The organism is Melioribacteraceae bacterium (assembly GCA_030584085.1).
Taxonomy (GTDB): Bacteria; Bacteroidota; Ignavibacteria; order Ignavibacteriales; family Melioribacteraceae; genus SURF-28.
Genome location: CP129490.1, coordinates 965505 through 983372 on the forward strand (window position 1 = coordinate 965505; position 17868 = coordinate 983372).

Sequence of the window (17868 nt, forward strand, 5' to 3'; positions counted from 1 at the left end):
CTTCTTAATCCATTATTAAATCAGACGGAATGACAAAAAAGGTTTTTGTTTTATTTCTATTAATTTCCCTCCCAAATTTTGCTCAAGACGGTCAAAATGTTGGATGGATTACAAAATTCGGTCTTGCCGGCGGATTCAATCCTGTTTGGGTAATGCCAAATGTCGATCCTGTCAACAGCATGTTACCAAATTTTGGAGTCGATCAACTCTCTACATCAGGAATGATGGCATACGGCGGTTCAGGTTATATTTATATATTATTGGTGGAAAATTTACGAATCGGTGGAATGGGATTCGGATTAACACAATCCCGTGAAGGAAATGTAAACGGAGTAAATCGACAAGTTGATTATTCCTTATCAATGGGAGGAGTAACGATCGAATACACATTACCAATTCTTAAAACACCTGCAATATCAGTTGGGGCAATCCTAGGTTCCGGAAGTATAAATATAGATCTTTACCAAAATACTAATTCAGCAGAATGGAATGATACCTGGTCAGGTTTTGGCACTGAGACTGATACAAAAATGAATTCAATTGAAAATACATTTTATACAATTACACCAACTTTGAATATCGATTACCCGGTTACAAGATACTTAGCATTCAGAATCGGGACAGGGTATATAGTAACCTTTGCAGATGATTGGAAACTAAACAATGAATTAAAATTAAACGGAGTTCCATCAGATTTAAATGCAAATTCATTTTTTATTCAAGCAGGTGTTTACTTAGGATTTTTTGCGTTTTAAATAAAGTTATACTTTAAAAAGAATTTAAACCAAGTTCAAAAGGAATATTTTTCGATGAAAAAAGTCTTTGAAATAATTTTTGCTCTAATTTTTATATCCTCAGTCTTATTTGCTCAGGATGATGATACAGAAGAGAAAAAACCTACCGGAATGTTGGAAACTTGGTCGATGAACGATACGAAATCGATTCAAAGTTATTACCAAAATCTATTTGGATCCAAATCTTCCCAATTAACAAGTGATCTTTTTCCATCTTATGATGTTGATAAAGAAAAATTAATCGAAAAATTGAGAGAAGCGATTCCGCTTCAAGGACCAATTGATCCAGACAAGTATTTGGTTGGACCGGGTGATATTTTGGATGTTACAATTGTTGGTAATCTACCAAACTCATTTATTCTGCAAGTTTCACCGGAAGCTACAATTGTAATCCCTACAATTGGTGTGATTAATGTCAGAAACATGTATTTATCGCAAGCCAAGAAAGAGGTAGAAAAAGTTTTATCAAGCCAATTCAAGAATTCTAAAGTATCTACTACCTTAATTTCTCCTAGAATTTTTACTGTATCGGTTGGCGGGGTGGTAAATAATCCTGGTAATTTTTATGCATCTTCAGTTCAAAGAGTAGATGAGGTCATTTATTTGGCCAACCTTAAAACCAATTTAGCGCAATCTGATATTTCTCAGTTACAAACTCAAGAAAGAGAATTACTAAACAGACAAGGTGTAATTCAGTACTTCAGAAATGACGAGCTTAAAGAACAGAGACTGAAAATGTCATTGAGAAATATTAAGCTGATTAGATTAAATGGCGATACTCTTAATGTTGATTTGGTCAGATATTATGCAACAGGAGATGTAAAATATAATCCGTTTTTGCAAGACGGCGATAGAATATTCATTCCGAATGAATCTTTGCATGGTAACAGTCTAACAATAAGTGGGGAAGTAAGATTGACTGGTGAATATGAATATTCACCCCACGATTCCTTGAGCTCAATTTTTGCAATTTCCCAAGGCCCAACTGAAATCGCTGATTTGGAAAAAGTAAATCTGTATCGTACTAATTTTAATACCGGCGAAATCACAAAAATGGTGATTAATGTTACAGATATAATTAATTCTAAGAAGACTGGTATGCCTCTTCAACCGGGAGATAGAATTGTCTTCCGACCCAAATATCCTCGTGAACAAGCATTGAGTGTTACAATCAAAGGTGAAGTTGTTTCCCCTGGTGTTTATCCGATTATACGAAATCAAACCACAATTAGGGACTTGATTGAGGAAGCCGGAGGATTTACAAAACATGCATCGCTTTCGCAAGCTTCTGTTATAAGATTTGGTGAGGAAATTGACAAAGCAAAAGAGAATCCTGATTACATGCGGCTCGAAGAGATGCGTCTTGGTGCCCTCAACCAAAGAATGAGAGAATATTTTAACTATGAATATGCAATTAAACGTGGTTTTGTTGCCGTTGATTTTGTTGAACTTTTCATAAATGAAAATGAGAATTATAATATAACACTGCAGGATGGTGATGTAATAATAATACCTGAAAAGCAAAATACAGTATATGTCTTTGGACAAATTGCAAGGAGCGGATATTATAACTATGTACCCGATGCCGAGTATGATTTCTACATTAATTTAGCCGGGGGTTATGGTGAAATGGCTCAATCGGGGGATACTCGAATTATTAAAGCCGGTACAAAAAATTGGGTTGATCCAAGCGATACAAACATTGAACCCGGAGATGTGATTTATATACCTCGTGATATGGATTTTGAGGATAAAACATTTAGCTACTGGTTTTCTTGGTTTGCTGAAATAGTCGCTGTTGCTGCGGGTATAGCAACCGTTATTCTTGTCGCTCAATCGAGTTCTAGTGGAGGAGGAAACTAAAATTTATGAATAATCAAGAAACACAAATACAAGAACAAAAAATGACCGGTTCACCTTTAGTAGAATTCGTAACAACTATCGTAAGGTATAGATACTTCTTAGTAATCTTTATTTTATCGATAACTATTATTGCTACGGTGTATGCCCTGGTTGCGCCCAAATGGTACAAATCAACATCGGTAGTTTTAGCGGCAGAACAATCAAGTCTGTTAGGTAGTTTGGGAGGCTTATCATCAATAGTAAAAGGTTTTTCTGCTTCGAGCGGTTTGGCTAGTCTTACCGGGAACACAGAAACCGATAGATATTTAGCTATTTTACAAAGTAGCACGGTTTACGATAACGTTATAAAGAAATTTAATCTCCGCGAAGTTTATGAAATGGAAGATGATTATTATGAAAAGCTTGTCAAAGAATTGCAAGGAAACGTAAACATGGAAGTCGGCGATGAAGGTCAGTTGATTATCTCTGTTTATGATAAGGATAAACAACGTGCCGCTGACATGGCTAATTATTTTGTCGATCAGCTAAATGAAGTTAACACCCGGATGCATGTATTCAATGCAAAGGCAAATAGGGAGTTTATCGAAAAAAGATATTTCAAAAATTTAGCTGATATCGATTCGTTAGAGTATGCAATGAGGGATTTTCAAGAAAAATATGGTGTGATAGCGGTACCTGAACAATTAAAAACTACCGTGACTGCAATGGCTGCGATGTATGGACAGTTAGTTGAGAAACAACTGGAATTAAAAGTGTTGGAACAATCACTTAATGAAAATCATCCTTTAGTAAGTATATCAAAAGCGCAAGTAAATGAATTAGAGAAGCGAATAAACTCGATGAGTACAACCGGTAGTAAAATGACCGATGATGATGTTAATTTGTTAATACCATTTAGGCAAGCTCCGGAACTTGGCAGAAATTATTTAAAAATTTACAGGGATTTAGAAATACAATACGAAATCCTGGAATTTGTAACACCGCTTTACGAACAAGCAAAAGTTGAAGAAGTAAGAAATACTCCATCAGTCCTTGTTCTGGATTATGCAGGTCCCGCGGAAAGAAAAGCAAAACCAAAAGGGACAATTTATTTGGCGGTTTCGTTTGTCATATCCTTATTACTGGGATTGTTTATAGTGTTTTCAATTCATCTGCTCAAAAAGTTTAATAATCTTCAAGATTCCAGATCAATATATATTAAAGATTCACTCTACAATGATTATGTGAAGCTTCGTAAGTTAATTAAAAAAAGCTGAAGAGATGAGTGAAATAAGCCTATTAAAAAGGAACTCACTTTATTATTTTATCTCATCACTTGCTCGTCTTGTAGCCAATTCATTAATCTTTATTATTATAGCGAGAATTTTTGGGGCTGAAGAGTTTGGTCTCTTCTCAACGGCGCATACATTATCAACATTGTTTTTGCTGCTTGCTGATTTTGGTTTCGATATCCTTATTACTACAGAAATAGCTCGATACAGAAATGATATCAGAAAGATAGTCAGCAAATATTTTCCTATTAAATTCGTCTTTACCCTGGCAGCAGCAATCCTTTTAGCAATAACTAATCTTTTGCTGCCAATTCCGGAATCATCAAAAACATTGGTATTTATTTTTCTGTTCAATATGGTTTTTACTTCCTTACTGAATCTCTTATTTGCTTTCTTTAGAGGAATTGAGAAATTTAAGTATGAAGCAATTGTTTCATCAATAAGTAATTTTGGATTATTAACTGTTATCGGTGGCTTAGCTTATTTCCAACAAGATCTTGTCATACTTGCTGTCTCAATGGTCGCGATAAGGTTATTCAGTCTTATCGTAGCCTATACTATATTCAAAAAGAATCTCGACAAAATAGTTTTGAACTTTAACTTTGTTAGACTGAGAGTTGAATTTAAGAAGGTAATGATTTTTGGATTTCATCTTCTTTTTGGAACCCTCTTCTTCCAAATTGATTCAATTCTTATTCTAGCGATTCGAGGAGAATTTGATGCCGGACTTTATCAGGCGGTTTTCAAATTAATGATGATCTCATTAATTATTCCCGATGTTCTAGTCGGAGCACTAATGCCAACATTAACCAGGTTATACAGCAATGGTGATCAAAAATGGATGGCAATTAACAAAGTACTATTTAAATGTTTGTATCTAACTGGTCTTTTAGTAGGCTTTCTATTTTTTTCATATCCCGAATTTATCCTTGACAATATTTATAAGAAGACAGAATTTTTAGATTCAGTATTTATTTTAAAGTTAGCTGGAATTGTCGTTTTCATACGATACTTTTTCGAATCGTTTGCAGCCTCCCTTACAGTATGTGACAAACAATCTCGAAGAACGATAACCGTTATAGTGGCATCTTTTTTAAGTATCAGCTTAAATATTATTTTCTTACCTATTTATGGGATAACTGTGAGTATTGTAATTTCAATAATGGTTAATTTTATTGCTGGCGTTTTTTATTTAACATTCGTGTCTAAGTCATTTCTGTTGTGGTTCGTTGATCTTAAGTATGTATTCCCTTTGTTGTTAATCGTGTTTTTTTCTACACCATTTTTCAATGAACTAATAAATTCCGAAATAACTAGAATCATAGTCAGTGTCTTTATATTTGTTACACTGACTCTTTTTATTAATTTTAGTGGAAAAGAGAGACAACTCTTATTCGCTATAAAAGACAATATTGCTTAGAATGGATTATCCTTTAGTCTATATATTGATTCTTAATTATAATAGATATCAAGATACAATTGAGTGCGTAGATTCGATAAAAGCAGTAAATTATAAAAATTATAAATTGCTTATAGTAGATAACTCATCGACAGACAATTCATATGAAAGACTTATTAAGTATTATCCTGAATATGAAATTTTAAAAACGGATTCAAATCTGGGTTACACAGGTGGCATCAACTTTGGCTTAAATATTTTATTATCTCGCAATTCTGAATATATCTTGATACTGAATAATGATACAGTTGTCGATAAAAATTTTTTATGCGAATTGGTGAAAGGTTTTAACAAGCAAGGTAATATTGGAGCTGCCTGTGGTACAATACTCTGTGAGCATAATAGAAACGAGATTTGGTACGCTGGTGGAAAAATACACAAATATAGAGGTCTTGCTTCCCATAACTATAAGGGTGAATTTTTTTCAGGTAAATTTAAAAAACTTGGTTGTCAAAAAACTGAATTTATTACTGGATGTATGCTTTTTCTCAAAACTAGCGTACTCAGAAAAGTTGGCAATGAGGACAACAGATTTTTTATGTATTTAGACGATATAGAGTTTTCGATAAGAATTCGTAAAAATGGTTACGAATTATTTTATATACCTAATTCAATTATTTATCATAAAGTCATTGGTGAAAAAGAAAGTCCATTCAAACTTTATTATTCAGTAAGGAATAGATTGTTATTAATAAATTCATCATTTGTAAACCCTGGAAAAACAATTTCTAAAATTTATTTTATGACTGTGATCTTGCTTAAACTTTTCGTTTGGCGGTTTACAAACAAAAGATTTTTTCAATCAGCTAAAGCTGGGCTGTTTGATTATTACAAAAGGAATTTTGGTATGGGTAGGGGACTTCAATATTTAGGAAAATATTAACTTAAGATGACAATCATCAGCTTCATATCATTTACATTGCTCGTAATTTTAATTTTTACCGGTTTATTTAAAAAGAGTGATTTCTTCTCACCTGCCAGAACTTTTGGATTAGTTTGGCTTACGGCGATTGGGTTGACAGATTTGAAATTAAGTCGATTACAAGTCCAGTGGGATCTCTTCGGTTGGTTTATGCTTTTACTTGGTTTAGCTTCATTTTTATTAGGTATTTATATATGCTACACAATTTTCTGGGATAAAAAACTGCAAAGTGTCCATGAGATACGAGCAAATATTCGAAATGTTGAATTTGATGAACAACGACTCTTTAAATTAATTGTCATATACTTTATAGTATTTGCTACTAGTTTTTTATTAGAATTCCTGATTGAGGGATACATTCCAATTTTTACTCCTCAACCGGACAAAGCTAGAAAAATGTTCGGTGTTTTTGGGTTACATCTGCTTGTAAACGGAGTAAATGTAATTCTATTCTTAATTGCGCAATACTTCATTTTTATTAAAGGTGAGTATAAACGTAAAACTGTTTTAGGTGTAATTACCATTATTTCGGTCGGTAGTTTCTTAATGCTTTTACAACGATATAACTTTTTTATTCTAACGATCATGATTTTTATTTTCCTTTATTACTCCGGGAGAAATATTAGACTGAGGACCTATGTAATTATGCTGGTGATATTGGTGGGATCAGTTTTGTTAATTAGAAACTTACGAATCGCACAATTAGCTGAATTCTATTTTTATTACATGGCCGAAATGAAATTTTCCGTTGATTACGCAATTTTCTCAGAACCCTACATGTATATTGTCATGAATTTAGAAAACTTCGTGCATAATTTTAACAAGATTGAAAATCACGCTCTTGGTTTTTTTACAAGTGACTTTCTAACGGCACTTCTTGGTATGAAGCATTGGATAGCTGAATATTTTGGTTTGGAAAAATTCCCACATTTTATATCCGGTTATAACACATTCCCATTTTATTGGGCTTACTATTATGATTTTGGAATACTTGGCTTAGCAATATTGCCAGGTATACTTGGTTTTATAATATCATATACATATTATTTATTAAGGTCAAAACCTAGCGTAAAGCGGCTTGTGTTATATTCAATTGGATTTATAGTAATAGTTATTTCTTATTCTTCCGATCCGTTGACCCGTTTGGATATGATGTTCAATTTTACTTTAATATATGCTTCACAATTCTTTTTCATAAAAGTATCTGATAAAACCTAACATACGTGGAGTAGATTTGTATAGAGTTTGTGCTATTGTATTAAATTATAATGGATTTGAAGACACAATCGTATGTGTTAACTCGTTATTAAAGGCAACATATAAATACCTTGATATAGTTATTGTGGATAACGGTTCAAATAATAACTCTGTTGAAAAATTATCTCAAAAATTTCCTAAGCTGGAGATAATTGTTGCTAAAAAGAATTTAGGCTATGCTGGGGGAATGAATTTAGGCATTAGGTTCGCACTCCAAAAAAATTATGATTTTGTTCTCATATTAAATAATGATACGGAGGTAACAAATAATTTTTTAGAACCAATGCTAAAAGTATTTGAAGAAAATTCAAATATTGGAATTGCATCTCCCAAAGTTGGATTATTCGACCGTAGAGAGATAATTTATTGTGCTGGTGCAGAGATCAATTTTTTCTTGTGTGGCGGAATTGCCCAGTATAAAGGCAAAAATATGCACGCATATGCGAATGAAAACAGATTCATCTCGATGGCAGAAGGTTGTTGTTTACTAGTAAAGAAAGAGGTATTTGAAGAAGTTGGCTTATTTGATGAAAAATTTTTCCTGTATTTTGAGGAAGTTGAATTCTCTGAAAGAGTTATTGAAAAATTTAAAATTGTGTATGTACATAACTCGATTATTTATCATAAAAGTGGCGGTGGTCTTGGCTGGTCTAATTACTCTCCACTTTATTATTATTATTATACAAGAAATCGTTTTATCTTTTTTAAAGATAAAAGCATATTAATCAAATTATATGTTTTCATATTTGCTTTACTGAATACCATTGGCAAATGGTTAGTTATTAAATTCAAATATTCTTCGACGGAAAAGAATATGAAGCGAGTAAAGGAGGCTCAAAAATCTTTATTAAGTGGTTTTTCTGAGGGTTTAAAGAACTTCTTCTAAAATTATTCGAAAAAATTATAAGTGATTAAATTGAAAATTCTATTCTTATTATCAAGGTATCCATATCCGATCAACAAGGGCGATAAGCTTCGTGCTTATCATCAAATAAATAATCTGCGTAACAATAATGAAGTTCACCTAATAGCGATTAACGAAGAGCTAAATCAAAATAAGTATGAACACAATTTGGAAACTATTGCCGATTTCGTCACTATATTAAAATTGAGTAAGCTCCAAAAAATTTGGAATCTATTCCGATCAATTTTTTCAAAGTTTCCTTTTCAGACTGAATATTTCTACACTAAAAAAAATAAAATGATTATTGATTCTATAGTCGAAAGATATAAACCCGATATAATAATTTGTCAATTAATCCGAATGGGTAAATACCTTGAGTCAATTGATTCTGTTCCAAAAGTAATTGATTACATAGATGTGTTATCCAAGGGATTGGAACTTCGTAAATCGAGAGTGAGCTTTTTGCTAAAACCTATTTTCGATTCTGAGTACAAAAGAGTTTTAGAATATGAAGAAAAAGTGAATTCGAAATTTGACGGTTCTATAATTATAACTGAAAATGACAAGAATGCACTTCCTATTAATAATAAATCTGGTGTAATGGTTGTTCCTAATGGTATTGAAACAGATTACTTTCAACCGGATCCAGAACTTAAAAAAGACATTGATTTGCTGTTTGTTGGAAATATGAGTTACAAGCCAAATATTGATGCAGTTGTTTATTTCATTGAATCAATTTTCCCATTAGTAAAGCAAAAACATCCAAACTGTAAATTCCATATTGTAGGTTCTTCACCAAGTCTTCGAATTAAACGTCTTGTAAATAAAAGTGTAATTGTGTCTGGTTGGGTTGATGATATTCGTCCATTTTATAACAGAGCAAAAATATTTGTTGCTCCAATGCAAATTGGAACAGGTTTACAAAATAAAATACTGGAAGCGATGTCAATGTCCATTCCTGCTGTTATCTCATCACATGCTGCTAAGGGAATTGAGGGTTGTTCTGCTAATACTGTTTTTATTGAAGATTCACCCATGGAATTTGCAAATAGGATTCTAGAATTAATTGAGAATCCTATTTTGCGAGAAAAAATGGGTAAGGAATCTAGGCAGTTTGTGAAGAAGCATTATAGTTGGGAAAATATAGTAGGCGATTTTGAAAAATACTTGAATAAAATTGCTAATAGAGTAGAATGAAAAGTACAATTTCATGTTTACATGATATTATTGTTGTAGGTGCCGGAATTGTTGGTTTAGCAACCGCTTATACAATCCTAAAAGATAAGCCGAGTACAAAATTATTGCTTATCGAAAAGGAAAGCGGAGTTGCTAAACATCAAACCGGAAATAATAGCGGTGTTATTCATTCAGGTATCTATTATAATCCGGGAAGTTTGAAAGCAATCAATTGTAAACGCGGTTATGATTTATTGTTGAATTTTTGTGATGAGAATAAAATAAAATATGATATCTGCGGAAAAGTAATTGTCGCGGTTTCAGAACATGAATTTGAACAACTTGAAAAAATTTATAATCGCGGATTGGAAAATGGATTAAAAGGATTAATTTTTCTAACTAAAGGAGAACTCAAAGAAAAGGAACCTCACGTTAATGGAATTAAAGGAGTTTTCGTTCCGCAAACGGGAATTATAGATTTCTTAGAGGTTTCAGTAAAGTTAAGTGAAAGAATCCTTGAACTTGGTGGTGAAATAAAATTCAATTCGGAAGTAAAAAATATTCAACAAGACAATAACAGAATTTCTGTGATATGTGATCATTTTGAAGTTGATACCAGATTTCTTATAACATGTGCCGGTTTGCAATCCGATAGAATAGCAATGTTAACAAAGCCTGACCTTGATATAAGAATTATTCCGTTTAGAGGAGAATATTATAAATTAAAAAATCATAAAAAGAATTTGGTAAACAATTTAATATACCCGGTTCCCGATCCGGCATTCCCGTTTCTTGGAGTTCATTTTACAAGAATGATTGACGGTGAAGTTGAGTGTGGTCCTAATGCAGTTTTTTCATTTAAGCGAGAAGGTTATTCAAAATATAGTTTGGATATAAAAGATACTTTTGAAAGTTTAACTTGGCCCGGATTTCAAAAAGTTGCCGCGAAATATTGGAAAACCGGATTCGGTGAATTCTTCAGATCTTTCAGTAAAGATGCATTTGTAAAAGCTTTGCAAAGATTGATTCCCGAAATTCAGAAAGATGATATGATTCAAGGTGGAGCTGGTGTTCGTGCTCAAGCATGTAACAAGACCGGTGGATTAGTTGATGACTTCTACTTTGTTGAACAAAAGAATATTATTCATGTTTGTAATGCTCCGTCACCGGCAGCAACATCATCACTATCAATTGGTAAATATGTCGCGGAAAAATATTATTCACAGGTAGTTAATTGAATAAAAGATTAGAAAAAATATTAGTTCTCATTGTAGATTTTTTAACCATCAATGCTGCATGGGCTACGTTTTTTCTTATAAGAGTTGAAACGGGTTGGTTTGAACTTTTTTCCGAACCTGCATTCTTATTCCCGATGTTTGCTGTTTACTTTTATTGGTTGATACTTTTCATTTTTGTCGGAATGTATCGAACATGGTTTGCATATTCTCGGTTTGATGAAATCACTTTGCTATTCAAGACTGCGTTCTTCGGAATTTTCATTTTGTTCTTTCTTATATACTACGACGACATGTCCCACAATGTAGCTTCAAATACACGATACATGATTATTGTATATTGGGCTATCTTCTTTGTTTACGTTTCTATCGGTCGAATTTCCGTTAGAAGTATTCAGCGAAATATTCTTATTAAAGGTCTAGGGAGAAGAAACGCCTTAATAATTGGCTTCAACGAAAAAGCTCATCGAATTCATAATTCTATTGCAAATCACCGTGGACTCGGAATAGATGTTAAAGCTTACGTTGCCGTGAAAAAAGAAAATGTGGGAAAAGAACATCTCGGTATAAAAGTAATAGATACGACAGAGAATCTCAGAAGTGTAGTTGAAAACTATCAAGCTAAAGAAATTATCATTGGATTGGAACATCACGAAGAAGACATTTTTCTGAAAGTGATTGAACTTACCGATGGTTTAGATATTGGTATAAAGATTGTTCCGGACCTTTATGAAATTATTAGCGGACAGGCGAGAACAACACAAATTTATGGTTTCCCATTAATTGACATCATGCCCCAATTAATGCCCGAGTGGGAAAAGAAAATTAAACGATTGATGGATATCGGAATTTCATTAGCATTTTTAGTTTTTACTGCACCTTTAACATTATTGACTGCGATTGCAATTAAACTTGATAGTAAAGGTCCAATTTTTTACAAGCAAGAAAGAAGCGGATTGAATGGAAAAGTTTTTAAAATTTATAAATTCCGTTCCATGATAAATGATGCAGAGAAAGCTTCCGGTCCAATTTGGTCAATGAAAGACGATCCAAGAATTACAAGAGTCGGAAAAATAATGCGTAAACTAAGATTGGATGAAATTCCTCAAGTAATAAATGTATTGAAAGGAGAAATGAGTTTCGTCGGACCAAGACCGGAACGACCCTTTTTTGTTGAAAAGTTAGCCGAAGAAATTCCACTTTATAAAAGAAGATTAAGAGTTCGTCCGGGAATAACAGGATGGGCACAAGTTAAACACAAGTACGATGAATCGATTGAAGATGTAAAAGCCAAATTGCGCTATGATCTTTTTTATATCGAAAATATGTCGCTTCGCATGGATCTTAAAATAATTTTTAGAACAGTTTTTGTAGTACTCTTTGGAAAAGGTCATTACGAATAGGTGAATCATGAAAAAAACACTCATCATTATTCCAACATATAACGAGTTGAACAATATACAAAAACTTGTTCCGCTACTAAGAAGCGAATATCCGCAAGTTGATGTTCTTGTTGTTGACGATAATTCACCTGACGGAACTGGAAAGAAAGTTCTTGAATTAGCGGAGAGTGATCCTCAAATTCATCTGATTGAGCGCGAAGGAAAACTAGGTTTGGGGACAGCTTATGTGCGGGGATTTAAATTCGCTTTGGAAAACGGATATGAAGCCGCAATGGAGATGGATGCTGATTTTTCGCATGACCCCAAAGAAGTGAAAAATTTTTTAAGAGAAATTGAAGAAAATGATTTGGTGATCGGAAGCCGATATATTAAAGGTGTTAACGTTGTTAACTGGCCCATGAGTAGATTGCTTCTAAGTTACTTTGCAAACATATACACAAAAGTTATAACCGGTATGCCGATCTATGATGCAACAGGCGGGTTTAAATGTTTTAGAAGAGAAGTTTTGGAATCAATCAATCTGGATAAAATCACTTCAAACGGTTATTCGTTCCAAATAGAAATGAACTTTAAAACTTGGAAAAAAGGTTTCCGCGTAAAAGAAATCCCGATCATTTTTGTCGATAGAGCTGACGGCAGTTCTAAAATGTCCAAGCATATTGTATATGAGGCAATATTTATGGTTTGGAAATTACGTTTCGCCAGCATGTTCGGATATTTAGATTAGTTGGATTATGGATTTATCAATAATTATAGTGAACTATAACGTAAAGGAATTTCTTCTAAATCTTCTCGATTCGCTTCACAAAGCTGTTTCCAAATTTGAAAATGAAATTATTGTTGTAGACAACGCTTCGGATGACGGAAGTGTTGAATTAGTCAAATCAAGATTTCCGCAAGTAAAATTAATTGCTAATAAAACTAATGTTGGATTTGGTGCTGCCAATAACCAAGCGTTGGAAATTGCATCAGGTAAATATTTGGTTCTTATTAATCCGGATACTATTGTAAAGGAAGACACTTTTACAAAATTAATAGACTTCATGGGATCAACTCCGGATGCGGGAATGGTCGGCTGCAAAGTTTTAAATCCCGATGGAACACTGCAACTTGCATGCAGAAGAAGTTTTCCCGGGCCGTGGACTTCGTTTACAAAAATTACCGGTTTGAGTAAGATTTTCCCTAACAGTAAATTATTCGCAAAGTATAACCTCACTTATTTGAACGAAGATGAAACTTACGAAGTTGACGCAATTTCCGGTTCATTCATGATGATGACCCGCGAAGTTTATCAAAAAACAAAAGGTTTCGATCCTCAATTTTTTATGTATGGTGAGGATTTAGATCTTTGTTACAGAACTCAAAAAGAAGGTTATAAAGTTTATTACGTTCATACTACAGAGATTATTCATTATAAAGGTGAAAGCACAAAGCGAAGCAGTATAGACGAGACAAAAGTTTTTTATGACGCGATGCATCTGTTTGTCCGGAAACATTTTTCATCTTTCTTTATTGTTGAATTGATCTTACGAGCAGCGATATTTTTTAGGAGATTCGTTGCGTTTTCAAATCTGTACCGGCTTGTAATTCTCGCAATCATACTCGATATGGTTGTTGGAACGATTTCATTTCTATTTGCCGAAGAAATTTACAGCAATGAAAGATGGGAGGGATTCCCGGAAATTTTTAAACCTGCTGTTTACTTCGTCCCGGCATTTATTCAGATTATTATTTCTTCACTGATGAATTCATATCGCAAGGATGGTTTTTCTGTTCTTAGAAGCTCACTTTCTTTAATAGTCGGATTGATGGTAATAACTTCAATGACATTCTTCCTTAAGCAATATGCATTCAGCAGAGCTGTTGTTCTTATTGCATTCGGATTTATGTTATTGGGTTTTTCACTTTGGAGAATTATTGCTAAAACAATTTTTAAGATCGGACTTTCTGCAAATGAAAGGAAAAATAGAACACTGATTGTTGGAACAAATCAAAAAGCATTAACACTTACTAAAAAATTAAAATCCAGTTTGACTTCTATTCATCACATAATCGGAATGGTTGGAAGCAGCAGCAAAGATATCGGAGAAGTTATTGATAATTTTTCGGTTATTGGTTCTTTAGAAAACATCAAAAAAGTTATTCAAGAAAACAGAATCGATAAAGTAATTTTTTCTTCGGATGAACTTACTTTTAATCAAATGTTCAGTGTTGTTTCCAAATGTCAAGGTATGAATGTTGAATTTGTAGTAGCAGGAAGTGAAATGGATTATCTTGTTGGTAAATCTTCAATTACGATGTTGGAAGATATTCCTTTACTTAAAGTTTATTATAACATTTCATATTTGCCTCATAAAACGGCAAAAGCTGTACTTGATTTTATATTAAGCTCTCTAATTTTACTTTTGGTTTACCCTTTGATATATTCGCACCATAAGTTGACCAAGAGAACTAGCGAATTCTCAAAATTTATTCTTAATGTTCCTAGAGTATTTTTAGGAAAGCTCAGTTTTGTCGGGCCACAATCAAATAGTGAATTTGAGGGTTTGTATCTCGGTAAACCGGGATTGACAGGCTTGTGGAATATCGAAAACATTGATAAAAATGATGAGGAAGAAAAACGCAAACTTGACATTTTTTACGCAAAGAACCAAAATATATGGTTGGATATTGAAATATTAAGCAGAACATTTTCGAATATGTTCATCAAACCGGAGAAATGATGGCTAAAAATACATTAGATTTTGAAAAACCTATACATGAGTTAGAAAATAAAATTGAAGAAATGCGTCGTTATGAAAACGACCTTGATATAAAAGATGAAATCCGAAATCTTGAATCGAAAGTTTATTCTCTAAAGAAAAGTATCTTCGAAAATTTAACAAGATGGCAGCGAGTTCAGCTTGCACGTCATGCTGAAAGACCATATACTTTAGATTACATCGAAATGATGACAACGGATTTTATTGAACTTCATGGGGATCGACATTTTGGTGATGATAAAGCTATAGTCGGTGGATTTGCAAAGCTTGATGGTCAAAAAGTTATGATTATCGGTCATCAAAAAGGGCGCGATACAAAATCAAATCTTTATAGAAATTTTGGAATGCCGAATCCGGAAGGTTACCGAAAGGCATTACGCTTAATGAAGCTTGCAGAAAAGTTTAATACTCCGGTAATAACTCTTCTTGATACACCAGGTGCATTCCCCGGTTTAGAAGCTGAGGAACGTGGACAAGCTGAAGCAATTGCAAGAAATCTTTTAGAAATGAGTAGACTAAAAGTTCCGATAATTGTTGTGATAATTGGTGAAGGAGCCAGCGGTGGTGCGCTTGGTCTTGGAATCGGAGATAGAATTTTAATGCTTGAAAATACTTGGTATTCTGTAATCAGTCCCGAATCTTGTTCAAGTATTCTTTGGCGAAGTTGGGAATATAAGGAACAAGCAGCCGAAGCATTAAGATTAACAGCGGTTGATTTATTAGAACAAAAAATAATCGACAGAATTGTTCCCGAACCTTTAGGTGGTGCACATAAAAATTACACTGTAGTTGCAAACACTTTAAAGACAATACTTATTGAAGAATTGAACAATCTCAAGAAAATTAAACCTGATAAATTAATTCAAAATAGATTGGATAAATTTGGTTCGATGGGGGAATTTGAAGAATAATGTTGAAACATGTTACTACTATTCGTGTTCGTTATGCTGATACAGATAAAATGCAATTTGTTTATAATGGGAAGTATTTAGAATATTTTGAAGTCGGAAGAACCGAATTATTAAGAAGTACCGGACTAGCTTATTCTTTGTTGGAAGAAGATGGTTATCAACTTCCGCTGATTGAAGCCAAATTAATTTATAAAGCTCCCGCAACTTATGATGATGTTCTTGAAATTGAAGCGACTGTAAAAGAACTTTTTTCCGCTAAAGTTCATATTGAATATAAAATCAGAAAACAAGGTTCGGAAGAAATTATTACCGAGGGCTATACAACTCACATGTTTATAAAATCTGATTCAAAAAAACCTACTAGACCTCCCAAGATTTATATCGATGCACTAAGAAAATATTTTGATTAGCAAGCAAGTTTTGTACTTATATAAGTCTTCAATAGATGATTGAGAAAATAAAAGAACTCACAAAAGACACTGCGATTTACGGTATCAGTACAATCGTCGGAAGATTCTTCGGTTTCTTGCTCGTTCCTTTTTATACAAATATTTTCTCTACTTATGAGTTTGGTGTTTTCTCAAACGTATATGCATACATCGCTTTTTTTAATATTGTATATATATACGGAATGGATGCGGCATTTCTTAAGTATAGTTCCGTTGCTGAATCAAATGAAAAGAAGAATGTATTTTCAACACCGTATATTTTTGTAACCGGCACAACAATACTTTTTTCACTTATAATTTTATTATCTAAATCAGGTCTATCCTCCGCAATAAAAATCCCGAGTGATTATTCCTATTTACTTAATTATGTAATATTAATTTTACTTTTTGATACACTCGCGCTGGTTCCGTTTGCAAATCTTAGGTTACAGCGAAAAGCTAAAAAGTTTGCGATAATTAAAACACTGAACATTCTCATTAATCTTGGATTGAATATTTATCTAATATTATTCCTTGATTTTGATATCGAAGCAATATTTATAAGTAATGCAGCCGCATCTTTATTTTCATTTTTAGCATTGTTACCGGAAATCTTCAAATACTTCATTCCAAAGATTGATAAAGAACTTCTAAAAAAGATGTTGAAATTTGGAATCCCATATTTACCGGCGAGTGTTGCCGCAACAATCGTACAAGTAATTGATCGACCAATAATTGTTATGATAGTTGGAGAAAGCGCGCTCGGAATTTATCAAGCCAATTACAAACTTGGTATTTTTATGATGTTGTTTGTTTCTATGTTTCAATACGCGTGGCAGCCGTTCTTTTTAAATAACGCTAAAGATGCTAACGCAAAAGCTCTCTTCTCAAAAATCTTAACTATTTATCTGTTTGCTTCATCATTAATTCTGGTTATACTTTCTTTATTTGTTTCGGACATAGCCAAATTTGAGGTATTGCCGGGACGATCAATTATAGGTCAGGAATATTTAAGTGGATTATATATCGTTCCGGTTATTTTATTAGCTTATGTTTTTCACGGCTTATACGTTAACTTTCAAGCCGGTATTTACATCGAAGAAAAAACAAAATATTTTCCGCTAGTTACCGGAATTGGAGCTGGAATTAACATACTTGCAAATATTTTATTAATTCCAATTATAGGCATAATGGGCGCTGCCTTTGCAACATTAGCCAGTTACTTTATTATGGCAGTCGGATTGTTTATTACAGCACAAAAGTTTTATAGAATAAAATATGAATACCTCAAAATAGCTACAATATTTGTGTTGTTAATAGCATCGGGATTTGTATATTATTTTATAATAGGATTCGAAGATGTTACTTTCATAAATAAACTTTTTATTCTGTTGGGCTTTACGGCTGGTTTATTTATTTTTAGAGTGATCAGTAAAGAAGAAATTTCTGCTCTCAAAAAATTATTCTGAAGTTTTATTCACTT

General features: G+C 33.1%; 15 protein-coding genes. All 15 read left to right on the forward strand.

Annotated features, from left to right (window positions below; translation table 11 throughout):
* Positions 1-29: 29 nt before the first annotated feature.
* Genes QY331_04450 through QY331_04520 form a run of 15 tightly spaced genes read left to right on the forward strand, consistent with a single transcriptional unit; the run spans position 30 to position 17854 of the window.
* Complete coding sequence (locus QY331_04450) at positions 30-755, forward strand: hypothetical protein (protein ID WKZ70503.1); 726 nt, start codon at positions 30-32, stop codon at positions 753-755.
* A gap of 54 nt (positions 756-809) precedes the next feature.
* Positions 810-2657 carry an SLBB domain-containing protein gene (locus QY331_04455; GenBank protein WKZ70504.1) on the forward strand — a complete coding sequence of 616 codons (1848 nt, stop codon included), beginning with the start codon at positions 810-812 and terminating at the stop codon, positions 2655-2657.
* A 5-nt stretch (positions 2658-2662) separates the two neighbouring features.
* Positions 2663-3913: a Wzz/FepE/Etk N-terminal domain-containing protein gene (locus QY331_04460; protein ID WKZ70505.1), complete on the forward strand. Its 1251-nt coding sequence runs from the start codon at positions 2663-2665 to the stop codon at positions 3911-3913.
* A 4-nt stretch (positions 3914-3917) separates the two neighbouring features.
* Entirely contained in the window at positions 3918-5348 is a 1431-nt protein-coding gene (locus QY331_04465) for an oligosaccharide flippase family protein (GenBank protein WKZ70506.1), read from the forward strand.
* A gap of 1 nt (position 5349) precedes the next feature.
* On the forward strand, positions 5350-6270 hold the full coding sequence (locus tag QY331_04470) for a glycosyltransferase family 2 protein (GenBank protein WKZ70507.1): 921 nt from the start codon (positions 5350-5352) through the stop codon (positions 6268-6270).
* Between the two features lie 6 nt (positions 6271-6276).
* Positions 6277-7527, forward strand: a complete 1251-nt coding sequence (locus QY331_04475) for an O-antigen polymerase (GenBank protein WKZ70508.1) — start codon at positions 6277-6279, stop codon at positions 7525-7527.
* A gap of 16 nt (positions 7528-7543) precedes the next feature.
* Positions 7544-8452: a glycosyltransferase family 2 protein gene (locus QY331_04480; protein ID WKZ70509.1), complete on the forward strand. Its 909-nt coding sequence runs from the start codon at positions 7544-7546 to the stop codon at positions 8450-8452.
* 30 nt (positions 8453-8482) lie between these two features.
* On the forward strand, positions 8483-9667 hold the full coding sequence (locus QY331_04485; protein WKZ70510.1) for a glycosyltransferase: 1185 nt from the start codon (positions 8483-8485) through the stop codon (positions 9665-9667).
* Positions 9664-10884 carry an L-2-hydroxyglutarate oxidase gene (lhgO, locus tag QY331_04490; protein WKZ70511.1) on the forward strand — a complete coding sequence of 407 codons (1221 nt, stop codon included), beginning with the start codon at positions 9664-9666 and terminating at the stop codon, positions 10882-10884. Before QY331_04485 ends, lhgO begins: the two co-directional genes overlap by 4 nt.
* Positions 10881-12284 carry a sugar transferase gene (locus tag QY331_04495; GenBank protein WKZ70512.1) on the forward strand — a complete coding sequence of 468 codons (1404 nt, stop codon included), beginning with the start codon at positions 10881-10883 and terminating at the stop codon, positions 12282-12284. Before lhgO ends, QY331_04495 begins: the two co-directional genes overlap by 4 nt.
* 7 nt (positions 12285-12291) lie before the next feature.
* Complete coding sequence (locus QY331_04500; protein ID WKZ70513.1) at positions 12292-13011, forward strand: polyprenol monophosphomannose synthase; 720 nt, start codon at positions 12292-12294, stop codon at positions 13009-13011.
* Positions 13012-13018: 7 nt separating this feature from the next.
* Positions 13019-15007, forward strand: a complete 1989-nt coding sequence (locus QY331_04505) for a glycosyltransferase (protein WKZ70514.1) — start codon at positions 13019-13021, stop codon at positions 15005-15007.
* The gene (locus QY331_04510; GenBank protein WKZ70515.1) at positions 15007-15957 is read left to right on the forward strand and encodes an acetyl-CoA carboxylase carboxyltransferase subunit alpha; all 951 of its coding nucleotides are present in this window, start codon (positions 15007-15009) and stop codon (positions 15955-15957) included. The genes QY331_04505 and QY331_04510 overlap by 1 nt, the downstream gene beginning before the upstream one ends.
* A complete protein-coding gene (locus tag QY331_04515) occupies positions 15957-16367 on the forward strand; it encodes a thioesterase family protein (protein WKZ70516.1) in 411 nt (136 codons plus the stop codon). The genes QY331_04510 and QY331_04515 overlap by 1 nt, the downstream gene beginning before the upstream one ends.
* Before the next feature lie 35 nt (positions 16368-16402).
* Complete coding sequence (locus QY331_04520) at positions 16403-17854, forward strand: oligosaccharide flippase family protein (GenBank protein ID WKZ70517.1); 1452 nt, start codon at positions 16403-16405, stop codon at positions 17852-17854.
* The last annotated feature ends 14 nt before the right edge of the window (positions 17855-17868 follow it).